This window comes from Microbacterium sp. (assembly GCF_031988965.1).
Lineage (GTDB): Bacteria > Actinomycetota > Actinomycetes > Actinomycetales > Microbacteriaceae > Microbacterium.
In genome coordinates this window covers 49295-70967 of record NZ_DALZXX010000002.1, presented here as the reverse complement: position 1 = coordinate 70967, position 21673 = coordinate 49295, and the positions used below count along the sequence as shown (strand labels likewise).

At 66.1% G+C, this 21673-nt stretch carries 15 protein-coding genes; 9 read left to right on the top strand and 6 right to left on the bottom strand.

Translation table 11 applies throughout. The features are described from left to right. The first annotated feature begins 33 nt into the window (after positions 1-33). From RTM68_RS01955 to RTM68_RS01945, 3 genes are all read left to right on the top strand, one after another. Entirely contained in the window at positions 34-1104 is a 1071-nt protein-coding gene (locus RTM68_RS01955; protein ID WP_312167798.1) for an NAD(P)-binding domain-containing protein, read from the top strand. Positions 1105-1218: 114 nt separating this feature from the next. After that, entirely contained in the window at positions 1219-1872 is a 654-nt protein-coding gene (locus RTM68_RS01950; protein ID WP_312167797.1) for an SDR family oxidoreductase, read from the top strand. 5 nt (positions 1873-1877) lie between these two features. Then, the gene (locus tag RTM68_RS01945) at positions 1878-3080 is read left to right on the top strand and encodes a glycoside hydrolase family 3 N-terminal domain-containing protein (protein WP_312167796.1); all 1203 of its coding nucleotides are present in this window, start codon (positions 1878-1880) and stop codon (positions 3078-3080) included. 36 nt (positions 3081-3116) lie between these two features. Here RTM68_RS01945 and RTM68_RS01940 read toward each other — a convergent pair whose 3' ends face one another. Genes RTM68_RS01940 through RTM68_RS01930 form a run of 3 tightly spaced genes read right to left on the bottom strand, consistent with a single transcriptional unit; the run spans position 3117 to position 5701 of the window. Then, complete coding sequence (locus RTM68_RS01940) at positions 3117-3992, bottom strand: 3-methyladenine DNA glycosylase (RefSeq protein ID WP_312167794.1); 876 nt, start codon at positions 3990-3992, stop codon at positions 3117-3119. Between the two features lies 1 nt (position 3993). Continuing rightward, the gene (locus tag RTM68_RS01935) at positions 3994-5019 is read right to left on the bottom strand and encodes an App1 family protein (protein ID WP_194763334.1); all 1026 of its coding nucleotides are present in this window, start codon (positions 5017-5019) and stop codon (positions 3994-3996) included. A gap of 4 nt (positions 5020-5023) precedes the next feature. Next, positions 5024-5701, bottom strand: coding sequence for a DedA family protein (locus RTM68_RS01930; protein WP_194763333.1), 678 nt, complete (start codon positions 5699-5701; stop codon positions 5024-5026). A 41-nt stretch (positions 5702-5742) separates the two neighbouring features. Between RTM68_RS01930 and RTM68_RS01925 the strand changes: the two genes are divergently transcribed. The 3 genes from RTM68_RS01925 to RTM68_RS01915 all read left to right on the top strand — a co-directional run bounded on the left by RTM68_RS01925 (position 5743) and on the right by RTM68_RS01915 (position 10364). Beyond that, a complete protein-coding gene (locus tag RTM68_RS01925; RefSeq protein WP_312167791.1) occupies positions 5743-7056 on the top strand; it encodes an anthranilate synthase component I family protein in 1314 nt (437 codons plus the stop codon). Between the two features lie 33 nt (positions 7057-7089). Beyond that, positions 7090-9666, top strand: coding sequence for a leucine--tRNA ligase (gene leuS / locus RTM68_RS01920; RefSeq protein ID WP_396654171.1), 2577 nt, complete (start codon positions 7090-7092; stop codon positions 9664-9666). Positions 9667-9758: 92 nt separating this feature from the next. After that, positions 9759-10364, top strand: coding sequence for a ComEA family DNA-binding protein (locus RTM68_RS01915; RefSeq protein WP_312167788.1), 606 nt, complete (start codon positions 9759-9761; stop codon positions 10362-10364). 89 nt (positions 10365-10453) lie between these two features. On the opposite strand, the gene RTM68_RS01910 is transcribed toward RTM68_RS01915, so the two are convergent. Together RTM68_RS01910 and RTM68_RS01905 are read right to left on the bottom strand one after the other, a co-directional pair. After that, on the bottom strand, positions 10454-11704 hold the full coding sequence (locus tag RTM68_RS01910) for an NAD(P)/FAD-dependent oxidoreductase (RefSeq protein WP_312167787.1): 1251 nt from the start codon (positions 11702-11704) through the stop codon (positions 10454-10456). Between the two features lie 233 nt (positions 11705-11937). Then, positions 11938-13179 carry a Fic family protein gene (locus RTM68_RS01905; protein ID WP_312167786.1) on the bottom strand — a complete coding sequence of 414 codons (1242 nt, stop codon included), beginning with the start codon at positions 13177-13179 and terminating at the stop codon, positions 11938-11940. A 498-nt stretch (positions 13180-13677) separates the two neighbouring features. On the opposite strand from RTM68_RS01905, the gene RTM68_RS01900 reads away from it, so the two are divergent. Further along, positions 13678-13935: a hypothetical protein gene (locus tag RTM68_RS01900; RefSeq protein ID WP_312167784.1), complete on the top strand. Its 258-nt coding sequence runs from the start codon at positions 13678-13680 to the stop codon at positions 13933-13935. Positions 13936-14134: 199 nt separating this feature from the next. Here RTM68_RS01900 and RTM68_RS01895 read toward each other — a convergent pair whose 3' ends face one another. Beyond that, positions 14135-14671, bottom strand: a complete 537-nt coding sequence (locus tag RTM68_RS01895; protein ID WP_312167782.1) for a hypothetical protein — start codon at positions 14669-14671, stop codon at positions 14135-14137. Between the two features lie 262 nt (positions 14672-14933). Here RTM68_RS01895 and RTM68_RS01890 point away from each other — a divergent pair, with 262 nt between their 5' ends. Continuing rightward, the gene (locus tag RTM68_RS01890; protein ID WP_312167781.1) at positions 14934-18710 is read left to right on the top strand and encodes a hypothetical protein; all 3777 of its coding nucleotides are present in this window, start codon (positions 14934-14936) and stop codon (positions 18708-18710) included. A 498-nt stretch (positions 18711-19208) separates the two neighbouring features. Beyond that, the gene (locus tag RTM68_RS01885; RefSeq protein WP_312167779.1) at positions 19209-21449 is read left to right on the top strand and encodes a P-loop NTPase fold protein; all 2241 of its coding nucleotides are present in this window, start codon (positions 19209-19211) and stop codon (positions 21447-21449) included. Positions 21450-21673: the final 224 nt, after the last annotated feature.

The window sequence follows — 21673 nt, the reverse complement described above, 5'->3', positions numbered from 1 at the left end:
AACAACGGTGCCGTCGCTCACGTTCAGTCCAGTGTGAATCTCCTCGACAGCATCGTCATCGGTGCAGGGCAGGCCGGACTCTCGGCCTCGTTCCACCTGACGCGTCTCGGCATCTCGCACGTCGTGCTCGACGGAGACAGCGAGCCGGGTGGGGCATGGCGGCATCGCTGGGATGCTCTCACGATGCGCGATGTCCATGGTGTCGCGGAGCTGCCGGGAGACACCCCGCCGCCCCGCGACGACCGGCGGGCGAACGAGGCCGTTCCCGAGTACTTCGCCGCGTACGAGCGCGAGCACCGGCTGCCGGTCATCCGCCCGGTCAGGGTCGACCGCGTCGACGACGAGGAGGGCATCCTCGTCGTGCGTGCGGGGGAGCGGCAGTGGCACGCGCGCACCGTGATCAACGCGACCGGCACGTGGACGCATCCGTTCCTGCCGCACTATCCCGGCATGGAGACGTTCCTGGGTGAGCAGCTGCACACCGTCGACTACCCCGGACCCCAGCACTTCCGCGGCAAGCGCGTGCTCGTCGTCGGCGGCGGCGCCTCGGCAGTGCAGTTCCTCGGCGCGCTCGCGCCGATCACCGACACTCTCTGGGCGACTCGCCGAGAGCCGGTCTGGCGCACCGACGACTTCACACCGGAGGCCGGCGCTGCGGCCGTCGCACTCGTCGAGCAGCGGGTCGCCCGAGGACTGCCACCCGAGAGCGTGGTCAGTGTCACCGGCCTCATGCTGCGGGATCAGGAGCGCGAGGCCGAGCGGCTGGGTGCCTACGCGGCTCGCCGACCGATGTTCGCCCGCATCGAACCGGACGGGGTGCGCTGGGCGGATGGCACCTTCGAACGGGTGGACGTGATCCTCTGGGCGACGGGGTTCCGGCCTGCGATCGCCCATCTGGCCTCCCTGCACCTCCGTAGTGAGGCGGGCGGGATTCAGCTCGATCGGGACGGGCGGGGAACCACGGCCGTGAGGGACCATCGCATCCAGCTCGTCGGCTATGGCCCCTCCGCGAGCACGATAGGCGCGAACCGGGCCGGACGTTCGGCGGCGACGGGCGTGCAGAGGGCACTTCGCGAGGCATCCGCGCGCAGCCGGTCCGTCTGAGCATCGCGATGCTGCACTGATGGCGACGACCTCGAGAGACGTCGCCATGGCACGATCGGAGTGGGACCGCAACCCCCGGACCCGGTGTCGGTGACGGCGCGTAGGGTGGATGACATGTCGCGCATCATCGTCTTCGGCGGCCACGGCCGCATCGCACTGCTGCTCGCTCCGATTCTCGTCGCCCGGGGCGACGAGGTCACGGCGGTCATCCGCAATCCTGATCATGTCGCAGAGGTCGAGCAGGGCGGCGCGCACGCGCTGGTCGCCGACATCGAGAAGCTCGGCACGGACGAGCTCGCCGACATCATCCGCGGGCATGACGCCGTGGTCTGGTCGGCCGGAGCCGGTGGCGGCTCGGCGGAGCGCACGTACGCGGTCGACCGAGACGCCGCCATCCGCACGATGGATGCCGCGGCGAACGCGGGCGTCACGCGGTACGTCATGGTCTCCTGGATCGGTTCGAAAGCCGACCACGGCGTGCCCGAGGACGCCGACTTCTTCCCCTATGCCGACGCCAAGTGGGCGGCTGACGAGCACCTGCGCGGCACCGACCTCGACGGCACGATCCTCGGACCGGGCACACTCACCTTCGACGAGCCGACCGGCCGCATCCTGCTCGACGCCGAGGGCAAGGCCGAGGTGTCTCGCGCCGACGTCGCCGCGGTGATCGCCGAGTCTCTCGGAAACCCCTCGACCTTCGGCCGCACGATCCGTTTCGGCAACGGCGGCGACGACTCGACGCCGATCGCCGACGCGCTCAGCGCCTGAGCTCCATGTCGCGTCGCCGCGCGTGGACTGCGGGAGCGGTGGCGCTCATCGCGTTCTCGGTGGCGGTCGTTCCCGCGGCCGCGGCGGCAGGTTCCGGCCTGAGCCGCGCGACGACGGCCGGGAGCATCGAGAGCGCGAATGCCCCGACATCCGGCCCGAGCGATCGGGCAGCCGAGATGGTGGCGGACATGACGACCGCAGAGCAGGCCGCGAGCGTCGTGATGGGACACATCTCGACGACCGACCCGGTCGCGCTGCGCGCCTACATGGCGCAGGGGCTGGGCGGCTTCATCCTGATGGGCGGGAACATCCCGGCGCCCGGCGCGGAGTTGAAGACGATCACGGCCGCGCTGGCGCCCGATCCCGACCTGCCGCCGCTCATCGCGATCGATCAGGAGGGAGGGATCGTCTCCCGACTCTCCGGCGACGGATATGCGTCATCGACGACGCTGAAGACACTGCCCGTCGAACAGACATCGGCGGCGTTCTCCGCCCGCGCATCGCTCGTCGCGCAGGCCGACATCACCGTCAACTTCGGGACGGTGGCGGACGTCACGGCCGACCCGTCGTCGTTCATCCACGGGCGAGCCCTGGGGACGGATCCGCGATCGTCCGCCGACCGCGTCGCCGCTGCCACTGACGCGCAGGAGCAGTTCCTCGCCTCGACCCTCAAGCACTTTCCCGGCCACGGCGCGGCCCCCGGCGACTCGCACCACGCCATCCCCAGCACGACGGAGACTCTCGAGCAGTGGCGAGCATCCGATGCGATTCCCTTCGCCGCCGGCATCGACGCGGGCGCCTCGGTGCTCATGTTCGGCCACCTCGCCTACACCGCGATAGATCCTGCGCCGGCATCGCTGTCGCCGCGCTGGCATGAGATCGCGCGAGATGAGCTCGGTTTCGACGGAGTGATCGTGAGCGACGACCTCGGCATGCTCCAGTCCTCCGGAGTCGCCGACTACGCGGATCCGGTGCAGAACGCGGTCTCCGCCCTTGCGGCGGGCACCGACCTGGTGCTCATGATCGCCGGTTCGACCGATCAGACGGCCGGGCAGATCGTCAGCGGAGTGACCACGGCCGTGGAGTCCGGTGCTCTGCCCGCCGAACGGCTCGCCGATGCCGCGACACGCGTCATGGCGCTGCGGTTGGAATCCAGCGCATCGAGCGCGGACTGGGCACTCTGCGGCGACTGCGCTCCGGTCGACTGACGGCTGGGGGTGAACCGGGGCAGTACCGGGCAGGCGTCAGACGGCGACGCGGAGAGCGATCGGTCGATCGGCACCGAGCCAGGACTCCAGTAGGGCGGCTCGCAACGCTGCACCGCGGTCGGCGAACGCACGCTGGCGGCGCACGTACTCGGCCTTGCCCTCGGCGGTCTCGATGCGCACGGGAACGACGCCCCAGTCAGCGAGGTCGTAGGGGGCGGCCTGCATGTCGAGCAGACGGATGTCGCGTGCGTGCTCGAAGGCATCGAGCAGCAGCTCGCCCGGCACGAGCGGCCCCAGCTTCAGAGCCCATTTGTACAGATCCATTCCGGCGTGCAGGCAGCCGGGCTGTTCGAACAGCGGCTGCTCGTCGCGGGTCAAGGCCGCACGGTTGAGGGGAACCGCCTCGGGAGTGAAGAAGCGGAAGGCGTCGAAGTGCGTGCATCGCAGGTCGTGGCTCTCGACGACGGCGTCTGTGGCGGACTGACCGAGCCGCAGCGACACGGGGTGGCGGTGCTCATCCGCGCGATAGACCATGGCCCACTCGTGGAGTCCGAAGCATCCGAACTGTCCGGGACGAGAGGCGGTGCGCCGCAGCATCCGCTCGACCAGCCCGGCGAGCTCCGGCTTCTCGTGCGCGAACGCGGCGGCATCCGGAACCACCCCGTCGGGCGTCGTGCCTCGGGAGTACCAGCGCCAGCTCGCTCGGTCTGGGGCGTCTTCGAGCTCGACTCCCGCACCGGGGTGCCACCGACGCAGCTGCGACGGCTTGTAGGAGTAGTAGGTGAAGAGGAAGTCCCAGACCGGATGCTTCTCGCCGCGTGCCGCTCGTTCGCGATGCGCGGCGGTGAGCGCGTCCGCCCGTTCGTGGTGAGCGGCCTCGCGGCGCTGCCACTCGGTCCGGGAGAGGATCATCTCAGCGCAGGATGCCGGCTTCGCCGAGCAGATCGCGCAGGCCCGCACCGTCTTCGGCGCTGACCCACGGGGCGACGTCCTCAGAGTGCGGCTCGCGTCCCGCACGACCACCGGCGAGCACGGCCTCGGCGGGAAGCAGACGCCGGATGGCGACGCCGGCCACGGAGTCGGGGTGCTCGTCCATGAACTGGGAGTAGATCGCCTCGTCGTGCTGACCGTCGTCGCCGATGAGCAGCCACTTCATGTCGGGGAACTCGGTGGCCAGACGCCGCAGGTTCGTCAGCTTGTGCTCGCGGCCGCTGCGGAACCAGCGGTCGTGGGTCGGGCCCCAGTCGGTCAACAGCATCGAGCCGGCGGGGAAGAGGTGACGTCCGAGGAAGCGTGTCAGCGTCGGTGCCACGTTCCATGCACCCGTCGACAGATAGATCATCGGGGCGCCGGGATGCTCGCGCAGAACCTGATCGAGCAGAACGGCCATGCCGGGCACGGGGAGGCGGGCGTGCTCGTCGACGACGAAGGAGTTCCACGCCGCGATGAAGGGGCGGGGGAGAGCGGTGACCATCACGGTGTCGTCGACGTCGGACACGATGCCGAATCGGGTGGACTCAGAGACGATGAACGCTGTCGTCTCCACGGGCTCCTGACCCTCGACGGAGAACGTGAAGGTCTGCCATCCGGGCTCGAGCGTCGACTCGACCACGGAGTCGATCACTCCGCCGCGGTCGGCGATGACGTGGTGCACGGAGTCGCCGATCCGCACAGTGACCTTCGCGAAGCTCACCGGGATCCCGACGAAGCTCCGCCAGCCGCGCACGCTGGCCGGCTCACCGTTCTTCGTCCGGCGCTGGGGAGGAACGATCAGGACACGTCCGACGACGCGAACCCATCCGGGACCGCCGTATCCAGGGAAGGGGAGGATGGTCGCCGTGCGACCGTTGCGGCGCGCTCGTCCCTCTCGCCACACGTGGAAGCGGTGTTCGAGACGCGCGAACCAGTGGATCCGGGGCGCCGGGGGTGCGGAAGCCATTGCTTCAGTCTTTCACGTCCGCGCTGCTCTGCGTGTCGGTGTCTCCGGTCTCGAGGTGGCGCGCTTCGAGGCGGGCGAGCACCTTCTTGCCCACGAAGGCGAGCACGAGGAACAGCGCGATGATTCCGACGAACACGTATCCGGCGAAATGGACCCGGTCGACGAGCTCGCGGAAGCTGCCTGCGGCGAGCGACGTGATGCTCACGTATGCGGTGGCCCAGAGCAGGCACGCGGGGGTGGTCCACGCGATGAAGCGGCGGTAGGAGTAGTGGCTCATGCCCACGGTGAGCGGCACCAGGGAGTGCAGCACGGGTAGGAAGCGTGAGAGGAAGATCGCGATACCGCCCCGGCGGGCGAGATAGTTCTCCGCCCGGACCCAGTTCGCCTCACCGACCCGGCGACCGATCCAGGAATGGCGGATGTGCGGTCCGACCCAGCGTCCGAGCCAGAATCCGATGCTCTCGCCGATCAGCGCGCCGATCACGACCGCGATGACCATGGCGATCGCCTCCACAAGTCCGGAGACTCCCATGGAGGCGATGATGACGATCGTGTCGCCGGGGACGACGAGTCCGATCAGGATGCTCGTCTCGAGCATGACCGCGACGCCGGCGATGAGCGTGCGCGCGACCGGGTCGATCGACTGGATCAGGTCGAACAGCCACAGCAGCAGGTCATCCACTCCTTGAGAATACGGGAGCAGGAGAGGCCTAGGCTGAGAACGTGCCCGACCGTCTGACCGCTCGCGTCCTGCCCCACGCGGTCGATCCCGACGCCCTCTTCGTCGCCCTGGAGGCCGACGCCGAGGACCTGTTCTGGCTCGATGCCGGAGCCGGGGCGTCCGAGGGGTGGAGCTACATCGGCACGGGTGACATCGCCGCCGCGCCCGATGACATCCGGCTCGACATCGCTGCGCCGTCGGCGGACCCGACGGGGCCCCCTCTGCGCGGTGGCTGGGTCGGCTGGTTCGACTACGAGAGCGGGGCGCAATCCGCGGGGGCACCGGTCGCGCGCACCACTGGCGAGCCCGTCACCACGGGGCTGCGCATCACCCGGATGGCCGCGTTCGACCATGCGACGGGACGCGTGTGGGCGCTGACCGATGAAGGGAGCCAGCACGACTGGGCACGTTACGTCGCATCCGTGGGCACAGCACCTGACATGCCCTCCGCTCCCTCGAGCGCTGCAGCCGTCGCCCGCCATACGCCGGAGGAGTACGCGCATCTCATCGAACGCTGCCGTGAGCTGATCCGAGCGGGGACCGCCTACCAGCTCTGCCTCACCACGCGCTTCACCGTTCCTGGCGTTCACGACGGCGTGGCTGTGTACCGGCGTCTGCGCTCAGCCACCCCGGCTCACCATGGCGGCTTCCTCCGGATGGCGGGGGAGTCACTGCTCAGTGCGAGTCCCGAGCAGTTCCTGCAGGCCGAGAACGGTGTGATCCTCACCCGCCCCATCAAGGGCACGCGTCCGCGCGGGCGGAATGCCGCCGAGGACGTCGCACTCGCCGCGGAGCTCGCGGCGGATCCGAAGGAGCGCGCCGAGAACGTCATGATCGTCGATCTCATGCGCAACGATCTCTCGCGGGTGTGCGTGCCGGGGTCGATCCGTGTCGACGCGCTCTGGGCCGTCGAGACCTACCCGGCGGTGCATCAGCTGGTCAGCACGGTCAGCGGCACAGCGGCCGAGGGCACGACTGTCGGCGACCTGCTCGCGGCGGCGTTCCCCGCGGGGAGCATGACCGGTGCGCCCAAGCTGTCGGCCATGACCGAGCTGCACACGCTCGAGGGCGGGCCGCGCGGGGTGTACTCCGGATGCTTCGGTTACATCGGCGACGACGGGACGCTCGACCTGGCCATGGTGATCCGCAGCATCGTGCTCGATCGCTCCCGTGCGCGGGTCGGTGCGGGCGGGGGGATCACGTGGCGGTCGGTCGCGGCCTCCGAGCTGGCGGAGGTGGCGACCAAGGCGCGAGCGCCGCTGACCGCTCTCGGGGCGGAAATGCCCGGCGCCTGGGCTTCCGATATCCTGAACTGATCCCCTTTTCCTTCCAGATTGGTCGTGCGTTCGTTGTCTGAGAACCTGTCCACCTCTCCCGTCGACGAGGAGTCCTCCTCGGCGCACGCCATCCAGGCCAAGTGGCAGAAGTACTGGGCGGAGAACGGCACGTTCCTCACCGGCGGCGATGAGGACACCCGGCCGCGTCGGTACGTCCTCGCGATGTTCCCGTACCCGTCCGGTGACCTGCACATGGGGCACGCCGAGAACTACCTCTACTCCGACATCGTCGCCCGTTTCTGGCGCCACCGCGGTCACAACGTTCTGAACCCGATCGGGTGGGACTCGTTCGGTCTGCCGGCCGAGAATGCGGCGATCCGCCAGGGGGCGGACCCGCGCGAGTGGACCTACCAGAACATCGCACAGCAGAAGGTCGGCTTCGAGGCCTACGGCGTCTCGTTCGACTGGAGCCGGGTGCTGCACACCTCCGACCCCGAGTACTACCGCTGGAACCAGTGGCTGTTCCTCAAGATGTCCGAGCGCGGTCTGGCGTACCGCAAGAAGAGTCCGGTCAACTGGTGCCCCAACGACCAGACCGTGCTGGCGAACGAGCAGGTCGTCGACGGCCGTTGTGAGCGGTGCGGCTACGAGGTCGTCAAGAAGAAGCTGACTCAGTGGTACTTCCGCATCACCGATTACGCGGACCGTCTGCTCGACGACCTCAACCAGCTCGAGGGGCGCTGGCCGCACAAGGTGCTGCAGATGCAGCGCAACTGGATCGGCCGCTCGGTCGGTGCCGACGTCGACTTCCGCATCGAGGGACGCGAGGAGCCGGTCACGGTCTTCTCGACCCGCCCCGACACTCTGCACGGCGCGACGTTCTTCGTCGTCGCTCCTGATGGAGATCTCGCCGCCGAGCTGGCTGCCGAGGCTCCGGTCGAGGTGCGCGAGCGCTTCGAGAAGTACCTGGGCGACGTGCAGAAGACCACCGACATCGATCGTCAGTCGACGGATCGTCCGAAGACGGGCGTCTTCCTCGAGCGCTACGCCATCAACCCGGTCAACGGCGAGAAGCTGCCGATCTGGGCTGCCGACTACGTGCTGGCCGACTACGGCCACGGCGCGGTCATGGCCGTGCCCGCGCACGACCAGCGCGACCTCGACTTCGCTCGCGCCTTCGACCTGCCCGTCAAGGTCGTGGTCGACACGACCGCTCCGATCACCGGCGCCATGCCCGTGATTGAGGTCGATGACGAGGGCGTGCCGATCGACACCGGCGCCGCCATCGACGAGCAGAACCCGGCATCGACCGGCATCGCGCTCACCGGTGAGGGTCGCATGATCAACTCGGGCGCCCTCAACGGGCTCTCGAAGCGCAACGCGATCGCGCGCGCCATCGAGCAGCTCGAGGCGTCCGGCACCGGCCGCGCAGCGAAGAACTACCGTCTGCGTGACTGGCTGATCTCGCGTCAGCGCTTCTGGGGCACCCCGATCCCGATGCTGCACGCCGAAGACGGCAGCATCATCCCGGTGCCCGAAGACAAGCTGCCGGTGAAGCTGCCGAGCGTCGAGGGCCTCGACCTGAAGCCGAAGGGCACCTCGCCGCTGGGCGGCGCGGAGAGCTGGGTGCGCACCGTCGATCCCGTGTCCGGGGAACCGGTGCTGCGCGATCCCGACACGATGGACACGTTCGTCGACAGCTCGTGGTACTTCCTGCGGTTCCTGTCGCCGAACAGCGACACCGTGGCGTTCGATCCCGCTCAGGCGGCTCGCTGGGCGCCGGTCGACTCGTACATCGGCGGCGTCGAGCACGCGATCCTGCACCTGCTCTATGCGCGTTTCATCACCAAGGTGCTGTTCGACATGGGGCTGATCGACTTCACCGAGCCGTTCTCGAACCTGATCAACCAGGGCATGGTCCTGCTCGACGGGCAGAAGATGTCGAAGAGCAAGGGCAACCTCGTTCTCTTCCAGGAGGAGCTCGACGCCCACGGCGCCGACGCGCTGCGAGTGGGCCTCGCGTTCGCCGGCCCCGTCGAAGACGACAAGGACTGGGCCGACGTCTCGACGACCGGAGCTCAGAAGTTCCTCTCCCGGTCGCTGCGCATCGCGCACGAGGTCTCCAGCCCTGTCGACGTCGTGTTCGCGGGAGGCGACGCGGCACTGCGTCGCGCGACGCACAAGCTGCTGTCCGAGGCGCCCGGCCTCGTGGAGCAGACGAAGTTCAACGTGCTCGTCGCCCGCCTCATGGAGCTCGTGAACATCACGCGCAAGACCATCGACGGCGCCGGCGGAGCTGGAGACCCGGCTGTCCGTGAAGCCGCCGAGACGGTCGCCGTGATGCTCGATCTCATCGCTCCGCACACTGCGGAGGAGATGTGGGAGGCGCTCGGTCACGAGCCGTCGGTCGGACTGGTCACGTGGCGGTCCGCAGACCCGGTGCTCCTGGTCGAAGACACCGTCACCGCGGTCGTACAGGTCGGTGGCAAGGTGCGTGCGCAGCTCGAGGTGTCCGCTCGCATCGGCGAGGCCGAGCTCGAAGCGCTCGCCCGTGCCGACGAGCGCGTGATCCGATCGATCGGCGACCGTGAGATCGTCAAGGTCGTGGTGCGCGCGCCGAAGATCGTCAGCATCGTCGTCAAGAACTGAACAGTCCTGCACAGCGTGCCGCTGCCCGTGATTCTCCACGGTCAGCGGCACGCGGCGTTCTGCGGGTGATCGAGAGCCCCTAGCGTGGCGGGATGCCCGAGACGCTGCCGCCGCCCCCGCCGAGGCCACGCCGGTTGCAGCTGAGTGTCGGCGCGGCCGTGGTCGTCGGGCTCGTCGTTCTGTCGGGAGCAGTGGGCCTCGGACTCCTCAAGGGGCAGGCGGCGCCGACCGAATCGGTGGCCATCGCCGCGGATGCCGATGAGTCGGGGTCGTCGGGAGAGCTCTATGTCCACGTGCTCGGCGCAGTCGAGCATCCCGGACTCTACGTCCTCGACCTCGACTCCCGCATGGTCGACGCCGTGGCAGCGGCCGGGGGCACCACCGATGACGCCGACCTGGCGGGCATCAACCTCGCCCGAACCCTCGAAGACGGGGAGCAGATCATCGTGCCTGTCGCGGGGGTGGCGGGCGGCGGGGGAGATGCGGTGGCAGCCCAGCCTGCGGACGACAGGGTCGACCTCAACGCCGCCGACCAGGCCGCCCTCGAGACGCTGCCCCGCATCGGGCCCGCATTGGCCGAGCGGATCATCGCGTGGCGCGAGGAGAACGGCGGCTTCCAGTCGGTCGACGACCTGCTCGCGGTGCCCGGGATCGGCGAGAAGCTGCTCGCGGGCATTCGTGAGGCGGTGCGGGTGTGACTGGTGATCGGCGCCTCGCCGTCGATCACCCGCCGGTGAGATCACTACCGCTGAAGGCATCCTCAGCTGTGCCGGAATGTGGAGCGCTTTCACGAACCCATGTCAGCCAGGATCGCGCGCGCGGCCCTTTCACCTGACGCGAGGGCGCCCTGGATCGACGCGGTGTCGCGATGATCGCCGGCGATGTATGACCGATCGGCGTAGCGCGGTGATCGCGGAGCGCTCAGGGGTGCCGGCTGGGCCGGGAGCGCGTCGGCGATGTCGTCGCGCCGGATGAGCTCCCACGCGCTGATGTCGGTGCCCCAGATCTCACCCAGGTGGCGACGGACATCTTTCTCGTCGGCGGGAGCACTGTCACTCGGCAACAGACATGTCGCGGCGATGAGGTGGCGTCCGGCCGGAGCATACGAGGGCACTGTGTGCGTCATCACGACGGTGTTCACGACGGGGCCGCGTCCGACGCGGCCGTCGACGGTGAGCAGCGCAGACCTGGCGGGCGGTTCGGTAGCGGCGAACCACCATGTCTGCAGGCCGTTCGTCGCTGGCGCGGCCAGCCCGGTGAGGCCGGCGACGGCATCGGGGCCGACCGCGACGACCACGCGAGAAGCGCCGACGGAGTCGCCGTCGATCAGGTCCACCCGAATGCCTTCCCCCTGCGAAGACACCCGATCGGCGCGGGCATCGAGTCGGATATCCGCGCCCGCCGTGCGCGCGTGAGCGGCGAGCTGCTCGGGGACCGCAGCGATTCCCTGAGCGGGCACACCCGGGCGACCGAAAGCGAAGTACCGCACGAGCAACCGGGCGAACGCGTTCGACGTCTCACCGTCGCTCTCGGCCAGCACCCCGGCGAGGAAAGGCTCGAGCACAGCGGTGCGGAGCGGGCCGCGGAGCCCCGCGGCATCCCATCCCTCACCGAGGGTGAGGTCGTGTCGGGCGAGACGTGAGAGCGGACGCACCATAGCCGGACCGGCCCAGCGTGCCAGCGCGACAGCGTCTCGAGAGCTCACCAGACCGCTGCGCAGCGAGGTGGCGATCGACAGCGGATGCCGCAGGGGATGACGCAGTTCAGACACCCCGTCCGTTGTGCGTACCCGCACACCGACGGGGAAGCTCCCCAGCGCGAGCGCGTCGAGGTCGACACTGCGGCGGAGCGCCGGGTACGCCGGGTTGAGCACCTGGAAGCCGCGATCCAGCCGGAAGCCGTCGATGATGTCGGTGCGCTGGCGTCCTCCGACGGCATCCGCGCCTTCGAGGACGACCACATCGAGCCCGCGTGCGGCGAGCAGTCCGGCGCAGCGGAGGCCTGCGAGCCCGGCTCCGACCACAACGACGTCATGCATTCGCGACCACTTCCCCTCGACGGATCGCCGACGCGCGCCGGCCGATCGTCGACGTGAGGTGGAGCACGCGGTCGAGAAGCATGCACCTCAGTCTGCCAGTGAGTCGAGTTCGTGGCTGCGATTCGTGCCGCCGGGCACCGCGTCGCAAAGCGCTCGCATGAGTGCAGAACTTCGATCGAGCTTAGAAACGGTGATCTCCTAGCGGGGTGTATGACCCTGCCAGTCCGCTCGCGTCAGTCTGGAGCGGTCATCCGTCGGATCTTCTCGGCGTAGCCGTCGAGGACGTCGAGGATGCCGCGGTGCTGCCAGACTCGGTTGCGTCCCTGGCCGGTCATCTCGGTGAGCACCCCGCGGTCGGTGAGTGTGTCCAGCGCACGCAATGCCGCCATCTCGCCGAGGCCGAGCGCGCTCTTGAGGTACTTCGCGTTCACGGCCGGCTGCCCGACGAGTGCAGGGAGGATCTTCCAGACGGCAGCATCGGAGCGGATGCCGTGCAGCAGAGCGCGGGACTCGTCCAGCTGCGCGACGAGGTCGTCGACGAGCCGCGTCCCCGTCGAGGCGGCGATCCGACTCGCCATGGCGAACTCTCGAATGATCGGTCCGGCGTCGCCGGCGCGGAAGGCGGTGAGCGCTGCGAAGTAGCGCCCGGTGTTCACGAGGAGACCTGCGGAGATGGGCACGGCCGTCGAACGGACCAGACCCTTGTTGCGCAGGATCGACTGCGCAAGGGCGCGCCCGGTGCGCCCGTTGCCGTCTACGAACGGGTGGATGGTCTCGAACTGAGCGTGCGCGACCGCGACCTGGACGAGCACGGACACGTCTTGCCGCTTCACGAAGCGAACGAGGTCTGCCATCGCACCGGGGACCCGGTGGTGGTGGGGCGCTACGAACTCTGCCTGCCGGGGGCCGGCGTTGCCGGGGCCGATCCACACCTGTTCCTGGCGGTACAGTCCGGCTTCGTGTTCGAGCCCGGTCTGGTGGCGCATCAGCGCCTCGTGCATCTGGAGAATCGAGCCCTCGGAGATCTCATCCGCGAGGGCGAGGGCTGCCTCCATGGCGCGAACGTTGCCGATGACGGTGAGAGCGTCGGTCTTGTCGCCCTCATCGATCTCGGCGAGAGCAAGCTGCTTCGCCGAGGTGGTGAGCTGCTCGATCTGGGAGCTGGACGCGGACTCGGTGCGCAGCAGGATCGCGGTCATCGGGCCCAGCGCCGGATTGTCGGTGCCCAGGGTGCTCCGCGCGTGCTCATTGAACATGACCAGCTGACGGGTGGCATCTTCGATGTCAGCGGTGTCCTCGCTGGACACCCGTGGGCTCCAGTCCGCGATCGGCTGAGCGATCGTCGCTTCGTACGGCCCGGTCTGACGCGTAACCTCTGCGCGGGAGAACATCTCCGGCGCGCGCGGTGCCCAATCGAGTGTTTCGCTCGACACCGCATCGATCGCGATGCGGGTGCCTAGGGGAGGTGTGGACATCACACCATTATGCCAACACTTAGATAGCTATCTGTGGGTAAGTTGCGACAGGCTGAGCAGATGTGGGAATGCGGTATCGGCCGGCTGACGCGTTGGTCCGTCGCGTCGAACTCGAGCTCCACAATCCTGATTCTCAGGGGCCCGTAGGAGCAACCAGCTCGCCGATGTCGTGCCGTAGAAGAGCCATCGGCGTCTCCGCGAGGTCGCGGGTGAGTCGGACGCGTATCGGTGGTTCTGCACATCGCAGTGGTGCCAGCCGACGGGTTCGATCTCCGCTCAGGCCGCCGCAGCGCGCGCACCTCGCCGGGCGACCAAGGGGACTGTACCCACTGGTCATGCACGAGCCTGTTCCGTTCTCGATGAGCGTCCCGTGCGGCTTGCGCGACCGGTATAGCCACCTCGCGAAACTCAGTCGGCGTGCTCGGACCCTCCATGGCGGGCTTGTGTGCCGAGCACTCCTCAAGTCGAGCTCGAGGTAGGCAGACCTAGAATCGCGGGATGGATCCGTTCGAGGTTGTTGTCCAGGGCGAGCTGTTTCGCGTCAGCCAGCGAACCCAACCAGGCGGCGGTATGAGTTATGACTTTGCGTGGCTCAACGGCCCAGCGGGCGGCACCTATGGGTTCACCGTGGCTCTGCCGTCTGGTCAGATTACAGCGGCGGAACTCACTGCACAGGCGCGCCAGTTCGTCGACGTCTTCTATGGACCCGGCGGCATCGGGGAGACGGACTTCCCGGATCACATCCCGGCCAACTGACCGTTGACGGTCCAGCCAGCCGAAAACGATCGTTTACGGCGCGAACGTCCGCGGCGCCGGGGAAGAACCCCGCAAACGTCCGCCATAACGCCTCTCGGAGGCAGGTTGTTGGCGGCTGGTGAGATCACAGCGGAGCACGGGGCCCATGGCTTGCGAGAGTATGCGGCGGCGGATGCGGTCATTCACCCCCGCAGGTGGCTCATCGTCTCGCGTTCGTGCTTCCTCTGCCCGACGCGGCGCTCGCGATGAGCAGAACGGCTGCACCGGCAACGATTCCGATGGTGGCGCCGGGGACATTTGTGGCCTGGATGATTATGCCTGCCAGGGCACTGCCGAGTGACGCTCCGATGTTGTGGCTGGTGTTGACCCAGGTCGTTGCCGAGTTCTGGCGGTGTTCGCCGCCCGCCTGGTGGGCGGCGAAGTAGGCCACGATCATCACCGGTGAGAAGAACAGGCCTGCAGTGGCCAGCACGATCGTCACGGACACCGCCCCGGTCACCAGGGCGATGAGCGAGCTGATCGTGACGAGCGCTGTGGTCAGAACGAGAAGCTGCCGGATGGGAGATTCGGGAACCCGAAGCGCTCCGTAGACGAGCCCGCCGAGGGCACTTCCTCCGGCGAAGATCCCCAGGGCGATGCCCGCGGCCGCAGGGCCGCCTGCTCCGGAGACGACCACCGGGACGCTGATGCTGATGACAGGAGCCGCAAAGTCGCCGCCGTTTCTGCACACCGCCACGTCATTGACGCTTGTTCACGGTGGCCGGTCTATGCCGACGCGGCCACGGTGGGAGACCGTAGGTTCTTCTGATGCGAGGACCCGCGAAGAGCGTGAGCAACCGAGGCATGCGCGCCGTCATCCTTGACGTCGTGCGGGCATGAGGCGCGATGTTCGGCTACTGCCTGTCGCCGGAGCGGTGTGGGCGGCCGCGCTTCTCTGCGTATTCGTGCCTGCTGCGGCAGGATGGTGCGCACTGGCGGGTGGATTCGGCGCGGTCGCAGTGCTGGGAATCGCGCTGAAGCGCCGCGAACGCACTGCGTCACGGGCTGGACTGATTGTGACGCTCCTTGCCGCCGCTGCGGCTGTGTCCGTCACGGCCCTGACTGCGCTTCCGGCCCGTGATAGCGCGGCCTCGTGGGACGGCCGGGTGGTCGAGGCCACGGGCGAGGTAACCTCGTCCGCGTCGGTTGGCCGAGACGGGCGTCTGTGGATGGAGATCCAGCTCGTGGCCATCGGGTCGCCGGGATCGGTGTGCGCGGCATCCGCCCCGGCGCGGGTCGGGATCGACCCGGCCGACGGCTTCGATCTCGGCGCGAGAGTCAGCGTCATCGGTGAGGCGGCGGCGACAGGCCCGGGGGAGCGCGCGGCGCTCGTGGTGTTCGCGAGCTCTGCGTCGGTGGAGCGGCCGGCATCCGGGGTCTTCGCTGTCGCGGCTGAACTGCGCAGCATCTTCATCGATCGAGCGCAGCGGCTGCCCGAGCCCGGAGCGGGCCTGCTCCCCGGCCTCGCCGTCGGCGACACGCGCGCGGTGTCTCAGGAACTCACCGAGCAGATGAAGGCCAGCGGCCTCAGCCATCTGACGGCGGTCTCCGGTGCAAATGTTAAACCGAGGGATGAGTGCGGCGGGATAGCATGGACGATACGGCTGACCCCGCAGACTGAGAACCCATCAGGTAAGCCGTGGAGTCCTCAACACCCATGGGTGACCAGACGGGGCGAGTGCGTAGGGGACCACGATACCCACCGCCTTCTCATGACGAGGAAGCGCGATGACGACTGGCGGTTCTCTCTGCCAGCCCGGGGAACCGACCGAGCCTCGGGCTGCGATCTGGATTCGCGATTCTCCTCATCGCAATCTTCTGTCCTTGCTTTCGGCCTTTTGAGCAGGCGACAGGAGTCGCGCCTCGGGTTAGCGACTTCTGCCTGCCAAGATGCTGGGATGGACTACTCGTTTGCGAATCTCGGCACCGAAGCCTTCGAGCGCCTAGCGCAGGCGCTTTCTATCGCCGAACTGGGCAACAACGTTCAGCCGACAGGCGTTGGGCGCGACCGCGGCCGTGACGCGTTCTTCAACGGTCGAGTCTCGTACGGTCGTCGCGGCGGATCAGGGGATTGGGACGGGTACGGTGTAATCCAGGCGAAGCACTTAGCTCGAGATCGCGATACGAGTGCGAATCCTGCTTGGGTAAAGGCGCGCATGCGTGAGGAACTACGCAAGTGGATGCCCGGCGAGCATGGTGAAGATCCCGTTCGAGTCGATCCTCCGCAGTACTATCTTTTCCTAACGAGCGCCACGCTCTCGCCTGAGGGCTACGACGAGTGTGTTGATGAGCTCGCGCATCTCTGCAAGCAACTTGGGTCGGTGGACTGGGACCTGTGGGATCGAGAACGCATTTCGCGACTCCTCGACGGTCAGACGCATGTTCGCCGAACATACCTTCACTTGATTGTTCCTGGCGATGTTCTCGCGGCTCTGGAAGATGGCTATCGCGCCGAGCCAGTTCTCGACGTCGGCAAGCAACTCGTCGCTCAAGCAGCCACTGACCTCAGTCAGCGGCAGTGGGCCCGCATGGGGGATTCAGGGGTGGAGAGCGAGGAGAAGTTCAAGCTTGCGTCTGTTGTGGTGGACGTTCCAGCAGTGAGCGGAGGATGGATCGAGCCCGATGATCCGACTGAATCGAACGCTGTGGGCGCCCTGGATTTCGTGTTGCGACTGGGTGACGAAAGCCTTCGTCCTAAGCTCGAGCCCGAGCACCGCGGCGTCTTACTGGTAGGTGGCCCTGGGCAGGGGAAGAGCACCATTGCTCAAGTGCTCTGCCAGATTTACCGAGCGTCGTTCATCGATCAATCGAGCGCACTCTCGAAGCCGCAGCAAGAGCTTGTGAGCCAGCTGAAGACAGCAATGCGCAGGATGGGCGTGACGCCTCCGAATATTAGACGGTGGCCGGTCTTCGTCGATCTCTCTGCGTTTGGTGATGCACTCTCAGCCGATGAGAATTACTCGTTGCTTCGCTACATTGCAGAATCATCTCGCATTCACGGTGAGCGGATGGATACGGCTGACATCGTGCGCTGGCGTTCTGCTTGGCCGTGGATGCTTGTGCTCGACGGGCTCGACGAGGTCGTTCACCCCGTCATTCGACAGCGAGTTAGCGCTGCGCTGGACGAGTTCCTCACCGATTGCAGCGTGAACGACGCGGACGTGCTCCTTGTCGCGACGACCCGTCCTCAGGGCTATCGGGGAGAGCTCTCTGACTTTGGACTCCAGCAACTCGATCTCGCGTATCTGTCGACTGAAGAGGCGTTGCGGTACGGGGAGCTACTGGCAGCGGAACGAAATGGCGGCGACACGATTGCGTTCGATCGAGTGGTTGAGCGCCTTCGGGAGGCCGCATCGAACTCAACGACTAGCCGACTGATGACTACACCGCTTCAGATCACCATCATGTCGACCCTGCTGGAACGCCTTAGCCAAGTCCCAGACACCCGTCATGCGCTCTTCGACGCCTATTACAGGGCCATATACACGAGAGAACGGACGCGAGCTTCATCACTTGGGAAGATTCTCACTGCACATGAACGAGTGATCGACTACCTGCATGAACAGGTTGCTTTGTTCCTGCATGCGCGGGCCGCCGAAGGCGGCATCTCCGAGCCTTTGATCGAAGGTAATGCACTTCGCCCGTTGATCTTCGCACGGCTGAAAGCTGACGAGTACGACGATTCCGAGGCAGATCGACTTGCTGCGGAGATCATCCGGGCTGTTCACGACCGAGTCGTGCTGATCACGGGGATCCGGGACGGGTTGGTGGGCTTCGAAGTTCGGATTCTTCAGGAGTACTTTGCTGCTCGCGCCATAACTCGAGGACCGGAGGCCCAGATTGTTGATCTGATGGCGCGGATCGGTCCAGCGCTCCATTGGCGCCAAACCTTCCTGCTCGCTGCGGGGCGGCTCCAGAATCATGCCAATCCGCAGATCATTGATGCGCTTCTCCTACGGCTGGAAGAGCTTGACACTACCTCCGAGATAGCGATGGAAGTCGCTTCGGGCGAGCGGATTGCGCTTGATCTGCTCGATGACGCTTTCGCCGAGCGGATTCCCAGGGTGAGGCGCGTGCTCTTGAGACGGGCGCTCGGGATACTCGATCACTGGGGCGACGACAAGCTGGTTCAGTTGGCCCACGTTGCCGAGCGCGAGATTGAATTGAGCACGGAAACCTACAAGATGGTACAGAACGCTGTCGAGAGCCGCCTCGGATCTCCCGGCGCACCTCGTTCTTCCACCGCGGGTTTTCTCACCGTTTGGCAGCGGCGGGAAGGGAAACCGGGCACTCTTGCCAATTACGTTCTGGGAAAGGCACATGGTTGGAGGCCCGCCCAGCATGAGGTACATCCGCGAGCGGTGCTTGCCAAACTGATTGAGCCCCTGGTCGACCGGACGATCTTGGACGCGGACTCTCAACGGGCGCTGAACCGAGCGCTCGGGGAATCACGTCGCTCATACGTGCTTCAGGGCACATCCGCGGCCGAGGTCGGCACGTACGCTCGGCGGGGCGAGCGCACCATCCTTCCCGGTCTTCTCTCTGCGTTGGGGCTGAGACAGATTCAATGCCAGATAATCGCCGCTCTTCCAGAGATCGATGAGGCTTCTGGTGGATTGGGTGTGGTCCTGCGAGAACACATGGTTGTCCTAGTCGAAGCTGATGCTGCTGGAGCCCAAGAGTTGGTTAGCCGAGAAGTCCTCGACCTATTGGGCAACGCATCAGAAGCTGACTGATGTAGGGCGCGGTGTAGGAACTGGCGTGCAGCTCAGCGAGACGGTAGCGCGTACTTCGTTGCAACAAACGGAAGTCGCAGCTGTGCGGCGCGATCAACCCTGCGCTGACGCGTGTGAGTCGAACCATGCAGCGCGCCCGACGTTGCACTTGGAGACCTCCATCCAACTCAGCAGCGAGTGTCGGCGGACTCCATGTCGCCGCAGTCAGCGCGCGAAGCGCCAAGCTGCCGTCGGTAGTGATGCGGCGAGTTACGCATCCTTCGACAGGGCCTGTCAGGTTCGGCTCCTGCGGGCTGACGAGATCTAGGTGTCGCGGGGGAAGCCTGGCGTTGTCGTTGCCGCCGACCTGGATCAGATCCGCATATCAACGTCCTCGACCTCCAGCGGCCAGTGCCAGCATAAGACGCTCGCGTGTCGCCGGCGGGAGCCTGTGATCGAGGACCTCCCTATGTCGCTTAGGTTCGTCGCGAACTGAGCGTTGTACGTTTGGGGCACTGCATGAGTTGGGTGGGCAGCACAAACGCGCGCAACGCTGTCAAGATCGGAATGGACAATATGAGTATCCTGGCCTCCGAGAACTGGTACGCCGATGACCCGATCTCGTCATTGGACGATGACAATCTTGACCGTGCGAAGTTCCTCAGTGGCCTCGAGTCGGTACTCCTCAAAGTGCACGGCAGCGAGCAGTCGTCGGTCTTAGCGCTCATCGGTGCTTGGGGGTCGGGCAAGTCAAGCGTTCTCGCTCAACTGACCTCGATGATCGAGGTGCCGTCAGGCAGTGCGGATCAGAATCGTGAGCGGACGTGGGTCACCATCGCTTTCAATCCTTGGTACTTCCAGGATCTTGCCTCTCTGCAGACGGGCTTCTTCGGTGAGCTGCGAGACGCGCTACCTTCGCGTGCGTCGTGGGACAAAGCGCGCGATTCCATCGCCGGCCTGGGGCGAGCTGTTGCGCCCTTCGGCGCGCTTCTCGGCCTCGTGGGGCTCGATGCGACTGGGCCGCTGAATGGGTTGGCGAATGCCATCGCCACCGACCAGGGGGTTGCTAGCAAACGGCGAGTGGCCGAAGAAGCGTTGCGCAAGGCAGATTCTCCGGTTCTCGTGGTCATCGACGATGTTGATCGACTCGATCCGCCGGAACTGCTCTTGCTTTTCAAGCTGATACGTCTGATTGGGCGCCTGCCCAACGTGCATTACCTCCTCGCCTACGACGAAACTACGCTTCTTGATGCGCTGAGCAGGACCGGTCTGGTGGGGAACCAAGATCCACGCCGCGCAATCGACTACTTGGAGAAGATCGTTCAGATAAGGCTCGATATGCCTCCGGTGCGGGACGAACAGTTATCGAGTTGGGTGAACTCCGCTCTTGAGCGATTGGCAGATGAGCACGGCTTTAGTCTCGATGACGAGGTGAGTCGGCGTTTCAGTAGCGCTTACTTCGGTCATCTCCGTCAACGTCTGGCCACCCCGCGTGGGGTGAAGCGATACTTCGCACAGGTGGATGTCTTCTTAGCGGGGTTGCTGCAGGAGGTCGATCTTGTCGACTTCCTGCTGATCAGTTGGATCAGATCGGCTGAGCCGCTCCTGTACCGCGCCATCGTCAATCATCGAGGTCGTCTTCTCGGTGACTTCTCGACGATCAGTTCTGAGTGGGTCGCAGGGAAGCGGGACGCTTCAGCGGAGCGTGCCTTCTGGGAAGAAGTTCTTGTCGATGCCCGTGTCGCCCCAGAGCACCGCGCAGGTGTGGCGCAGCTAGTTGGGCAGCTATTCCCGAGGTTCGAACATCAATGGTCGGCGAGGAACTATGCATACGGCGGCGACAAAGTGGCATCGACTCGCATCGCTCATCCTCACTATTTTGATCGTTACTTCGCTTTCGCGGTGCCCGCTGAAGATCTCTCTGATCTTGTCGTGGCCGCGGCCTTCGATCAGATTCGATCGCGGACGCGGGGCGCGGAGCTCGACTTGGTCGAATCGTCATTCAGCACGCGAACGGAGTTGATCCTCGGCAAGCTCGAGTCGCTTTGCGCACCTGGAGCAGCAAACAGTGTCGAGGTGTTGAAGTGGCTGGTGCGCCACTATCATTGTGTCCCCGAGCACACTGACATCGCAGATGCGCATCAGCGGACAAGGTGGTTCGGTGGAGGGCTCTATGTGGGCATGAACGAGACTCAGCGAGTGGAGGTCCTCGAAGAGGCCAAACTAACGCAGCCGGGCCTGTTCTTCTTCTCCTATCTAAGCCACGCTGCTCGTTCCGGGTCAGGCGACGAGGCGAACAAGCTTGGGCCGACCGTGCCTGATCTTGCTGATCAAGCCTTCTCAGCAGCAATCCACGACAGTCTCTGGGCACACATCACGACTCCGCCGCTCGACATGGATCGACTGCTCTGGGGGCTTGTATGGGACTGGGCTCGTATCGACATCAAAGCTGCGCGGGAGTGGGTACGCTCGGGTCTCGACGAGCACAACTGGGATCCTCTCGATCTGGCTGCTCGCTTCGTGACCGTGATGATCGCACTTGGCGTGAAGAATCCGACGGGTCGTACCGGGGACTTTGACTTGGACTTCCTGGGACAACTGGTTGATTGGGGAGAGTTCGAGGAGCGACTTCAACTTGATGCTGAAGACGCGAACATCGAGCTCGGGTACGAGCGCCCGGCTACTGTAGAGAATCGTCGTCTCGTCGCTCGTAAGTCTCTGGCGCAGTTCTTCTCAGAGCGGAGAAAGCAGAGCGAGTAAAGAGTTTGGGTCCGCGCACAAAGCATCGAAGGATGCTGCTTCCGGGCTACTCGTCTTCCGCCAGGAGCGCCATCGGATCGACCCGAGCTGCTCGGCGAGGTTAGACAGCGTGTCCAGCGAGAGGTCTCTTTCGCCACGCTCTATACCGGGGCGAACTCTGAGAGGAGGGGTGGGTCTTGGTCATAGTCAGGCGGGCAGATAGCGAATCGTAAATCCATTCACTG

Coding starts and splice junctions, on each gene's coding strand:
- RTM68_RS01950 (WP_312167797.1), top strand. CDS start 1,219: ATGTCGCGCATCATCGTCTTCGGCGGCCACGGCCGCATCGCACTGCTG.
- RTM68_RS01945 (WP_312167796.1), top strand. CDS start 1,878: ATGTCGCGTCGCCGCGCGTGGACTGCGGGAGCGGTGGCGCTCATCGCG.
- RTM68_RS01940 (WP_312167794.1), bottom strand. CDS start 3,992: ATGATCCTCTCCCGGACCGAGTGGCAGCGCCGCGAGGCCGCTCACCAC.
- RTM68_RS01935 (WP_194763334.1), bottom strand. CDS start 5,019: ATGGCTTCCGCACCCCCGGCGCCCCGGATCCACTGGTTCGCGCGTCTC.
- RTM68_RS01915 (WP_312167788.1), top strand. CDS start 9,759: ATGCCCGAGACGCTGCCGCCGCCCCCGCCGAGGCCACGCCGGTTGCAG.
- RTM68_RS01910 (WP_312167787.1), bottom strand. CDS start 11,704: ATGCATGACGTCGTTGTGGTCGGAGCCGGGCTCGCAGGCCTCCGCTGC.
- RTM68_RS01905 (WP_312167786.1), bottom strand. CDS start 13,179: ATGTCCACACCTCCCCTAGGCACCCGCATCGCGATCGATGCGGTGTCG.
- RTM68_RS01900 (WP_312167784.1), top strand. CDS start 13,678: ATGGATCCGTTCGAGGTTGTTGTCCAGGGCGAGCTGTTTCGCGTCAGC.
- RTM68_RS01885 (WP_312167779.1), top strand. CDS start 19,209: ATGAGTTGGGTGGGCAGCACAAACGCGCGCAACGCTGTCAAGATCGGA.